Below are 4,065 nucleotides of genomic sequence, written 5' to 3'. Positions count from 1 at the left end.
GCACGGTCGACAGCATCCGCGCGATCGACGCGGACGTCGCCCACGACGTGAAACCGCCGAAGCTCGCGACCCGGCTGCCGAAGGCCATCAGCATCGAGCAGGTGGCCCTGCTGCTCGCGGCGACCGACGGCGAGGACGTTCACCAGCTGCGCGACAAGGCGCTCCTCGAATTGCTCTACGCGACCGGCGCGCGCATCTCCGAGGCCGTCGACCTCAACGTCGACGACGTGCTCGACCTCGACGTCATACGGCTCACCGGAAAGGGCGCCAAGCAACGCCTGGTTCCGGTCGGCAGCTTCGCCCGTGCGGCCGTTGAGGCCTACCTGGTGCGGGGGAGGCCCCTGCTCTCTGCACGCGGCCCTGCGACCCCCGCGCTCTTCCTCGGGCTGCGCGGCCGGCGCCTCGGCCGCCAGAACGCCTGGCTCCTGATCCGCGCCGCCGCCGAGCGCGCCGGCCTCGAGGGCCACGTCTCGCCGCACACGCTCCGGCACTCCTTCGCGACGCACCTCCTCGCCGGCGGCGCCGACGTGCGCGTCGTGCAGGAACTCCTCGGCCACTCCTCCGTCGCGACGACCCAGCTGTACACCCTCGTCACGGCGGACACCCTCCGCGACATGTACACCACGGCACACCCGCGCGCCCGCTGAGCCCGCTGAATCCGGGGCATCCGCGGTATCAGGCGGATGCGGAACCGCGGCTTCCCGGCGATCCTTGCGGAAGGGCGCCGATCGGCTCGCTACACTCGACTGAGTGATGGGTGCAGGACGGAACGAGGACACCGGAGTGAAGCGCGAAAAAGCTGACCGGACACTACTCCCCGGATTCGAGGACGTGGTCGTCGGTGCAACCGGACGGCCGAAACACGAATTCGACGAACCCGCGGCGCTGAAAAGCCACGGCCCCGCGCGCATCATCTCGCTCTGCAACCAGAAGGGCGGCGTCGGCAAGACGACGACCACCATCAACCTGGGTGCCGCACTCGCCGGTTACGGCCGCCGCGTGCTCGCCATCGACTTCGACCCCCAGGGCGCACTCTCCGCGGGCCTCGGCATCCCCACGCACGACCTGCCGACCGTCTACGACCTGCTGCTCGGCAACAAGTACACCCCGGCCGAGGTCATCCAGAAGACCGCTGTCGAGAACCTCGACATCATGCCCGCGAACATCGACCTCTCCGCCGCGGAGGTGCACCTCGTCAACGAGGTCGCCCGCGAGCAGATCCTCGCCCGGGTGCTCCGCAAGGTGTCCGCCGACTACGACGTCATCCTGATCGACTGCCAGCCCTCGCTCGGCATCCTCACCGTCAACGCCCTGACCGCGAGCCACGGCGTGCTCATCCCGCTCGAGTGCGAATTCTTCGCCCTGCGCGGCGTCGCCCTCCTGATCGAGACCATCGACAAGGTGCGCGACCGCCTCAACCCCGCGATCGAACTCGACGGCATCCTCGCGACCATGTTCGACTCGCGCACGCTGCACTCCCGCGAGGTCCTCGAGCGCGTCGTCGACGCCTTCGGCGACAGCGTGCTCGAAACCGTCATCGGCCGCACGGTGAAGTTTCCAGACGCGAGCGTCGCCGGGGTGCCGATCACCGAGTTCGCGCCGGAACACGCGGCCGCCAAGGCCTACCGCCAGGCGGCGCGGGAACTGATCCAGCGTGGCGCTGTCGCCTGACACCGTCCCCTCGCGGACATTCTCGGTCGCCCTGGGCAACTTCGAGGGCCCGTTCGACCTGCTGCTCTCCCTGATCGGCAAGCACGAACTCGACATCACCGAGGTGTCGCTCAGCCGCGTCACCGACGAGTTCATCGCCCACCTCAAGGGGCTCGACCAGGCCGAGGAACTCGACCAGGCGAGCGAATTCCTCGTCGTCGCCGCGACCCTGCTCGACCTCAAGGTCGCCGGGCTCCTGCCGCAGGGCGAGCTCGTCGACGCCGAGGATGCCGCCTTGCTCGAGGCCAGGGACCTGCTGTTCGCCCGGCTCCTGCAGTACCGCGCCTTCAAGACCGCCTCGGCCTGGTTCCTCGGCCGGATCGAGGTCGAGTCCGGCCGGCACGTGCGTTCCGTGCGCCTCGAGGACAAGTTCCGGCAGCAGACCCCTGAGCTCGTCTGGACGCTCTCCCTCGCCGACTTCGCCGCCCTCGCCACCCGGGCGCTCACCCCGCGTGAGGTGCCCACCGTGGGGCTGGACCACCTGCACGCGCCGCTGGTCAGCATCCGTGAGCAGGCGGCCTGGCTCGTCGGGATGCTGCGCTCAGGCGACACGCTCACCTTCCGTGAACTCATTGCCGACGTCGAACTGACCGGCGTGATCATCGCGCGTTTTCTCGCCGTGCTCGAGCTCTACCGGCGCGGCTTCCTCTCCTTCGACCAGCTCGAACCCCTCGGCGACCTGAGCCTGCACTGGAGTGCCGCGGCGTCCCCGGACGAGGACTGGTCGGACGACACCCTCGCGAACCTCGGAGCGGACTATGACAACTGACACCCTGGCCGGCCCCGGTGCAGGAACCGGCGCGACCCGCACGCCCGGCGCAGCTCCTGCACCCGGCAGCGCACTTGCCGTCGAGGCCGCCGCCCTGGACCGCTCTCTCGAGGCGATCCTGATGGTCGCCGACGAACCGCAGAGCCTGCTGCACCTCGGCACCGCGCTCCGCAGGCCGCTGAGCGACGTGCGCCGCTCGATCGCCCGGCTCGTCGCCGACTTCGACGGCACGGCAGGCACCGTGCGCCGCGGTTTCGAGCTGCGCGAGGTCGCCGGCGGCTGGCGCATCTACGTGCGACCGGAATACGACACCGCCGTCGCCGACTTCGTGCTCACCCAGAACCCGAGCAAACTGTCCCAGGCGGCCCTCGAGACCCTCGCCGTGATCGCATACAAGCAACCGATCAGCCGCGGGGCGGTAGCCTCAATCAGGGCCGTTAACGTGGACTCGGTCGTACGCACCCTCGTGGGGCGCGGCCTGATCACCGAGGTCTTCACCGATAGTGAGACCGGTGCGATCAACTACGGCACCACAGACTTGCTGCTCACACAGCTGGGAATCAACTCGCTCGACGAGTTGCCCTACTTATCGCCCCTGCTCGCAGACGGCGCAAATGGATTTGAGGATTCACCATGACGATCGACCCCCAGGGCACGCCCACCAACCCGGAAGCCGCCGCGGACGGCGTGCGCCTGCAGAAGGTGATGGCCTCGGCCGGTGTCGCCTCCCGCCGGGTCTCCGAAGACCTCATCGCCGCGGGCCGGGTGCGCGTGAACGGCAAGGTCGTCACCGAACTGGGACGCCGCATCCACCCGGACCACGACCAGATCATGGTCGACAACGTCGCCATCCAGCTCGACACCAGCCGCCGCTACGTGATGCTCAACAAGCCCGTCGGCGTCGTCTCCTCGATGCAGGACGAGAGCGGCCGACCCGACCTGCGCGAATTCACCGAGCAGTTCGAGGAGCGCCTCTTCAACGTCGGCCGCCTCGACGCCATGACGAGCGGCCTGCTCATCCTGACCAACGACGGCGACCTCGCCCACATCCTCGCGCACCCCTCCTTCGGCGTGATGAAGACCTATATCGCCAAAGTCGAGGGCCGCGTCACCGCGCAGACCATCCAGTTGCTGCAGACCGGCATCGAACTCGACGACGGCCCGATCAACGCCGACAAGGCCCGGATCCTGACGAGCCCTCCCGGCGACGGCTTCAGCCTCGTCGAGCTCACCCTGCACTCCGGGCGCAACCGGATCGTGCGCCGGATGATGGAGGCCGTCGGCCACCCCGTCGTCGACCTCGTCCGCCGCCAGTTCGGACCCCTGCACCTCGGCACCCTGCGGGCCGGTGACCTGCGCGACTTGACTAAGGTTGAACTCGGTCAGCTGCTCACGATTTCGCGGGCGGACACCGAATACTAGAGGCACAACACGCACGAAGTCAGGAGACACCCGTGGTCGAAAGTCGCCTGATCGGGCCCGTGCGCGTCGTCGGCACCGGGCTGCTCGGCACGAGCATCGGCCTCGGCCTCCGCGCGCGCGGCATCGAGGTCATCCTCGCCGACGCCTCGCCGACGAACCTCAGC

5 protein-coding genes and 1 pseudogene are annotated in these 4,065 nt (G+C 68.9%); all 6 read left to right on the top strand.

Annotated elements, in window-relative coordinates; translation table 11 throughout:
- The coding region (locus QN345_RS16325; protein WP_323508886.1) for a tyrosine-type recombinase/integrase at nucleotides 1-647 on the top strand (647 nt) is incomplete at its 5' end.
- A 136-nt stretch (nucleotides 648-783) separates the two neighbouring features.
- Entirely contained in the window at nucleotides 784-1,671 is an 888-nt protein-coding gene (locus tag QN345_RS16320) for a ParA family protein (protein WP_241975279.1), read from the top strand.
- Complete coding sequence (locus QN345_RS16315; RefSeq protein WP_134558558.1) at nucleotides 1,655-2,479, top strand: segregation and condensation protein A; 825 nt, start codon at nucleotides 1,655-1,657, stop codon at nucleotides 2,477-2,479. The genes QN345_RS16320 and QN345_RS16315 overlap by 17 nt, the downstream gene beginning before the upstream one ends.
- Complete coding sequence (gene scpB, locus QN345_RS16310; RefSeq protein WP_134562271.1) at nucleotides 2,469-3,116, top strand: SMC-Scp complex subunit ScpB; 648 nt, start codon at nucleotides 2,469-2,471, stop codon at nucleotides 3,114-3,116. Before QN345_RS16315 ends, scpB begins: the two co-directional genes overlap by 11 nt.
- The gene (locus QN345_RS16305; RefSeq protein WP_134450161.1) at nucleotides 3,113-3,901 is read left to right on the top strand and encodes a pseudouridine synthase; all 789 of its coding nucleotides are present in this window, start codon (nucleotides 3,113-3,115) and stop codon (nucleotides 3,899-3,901) included. Before scpB ends, QN345_RS16305 begins: the two co-directional genes overlap by 4 nt.
- A gap of 47 nt (nucleotides 3,902-3,948) precedes the next feature.
- Nucleotides 3,949-4,065, top strand: a pseudogene (locus tag QN345_RS16300) (prephenate dehydrogenase); the annotation flags it as partial.

This window comes from Cryobacterium sp. 10I1 (assembly GCF_035019805.1).
Lineage (GTDB): Bacteria > Actinomycetota > Actinomycetes > Actinomycetales > Microbacteriaceae > Cryobacterium > Cryobacterium glucosi.
The sequence above is the reverse complement of the archived record's forward strand: the minus strand, read 5'-3'. Positions and strand labels throughout refer to the sequence as shown.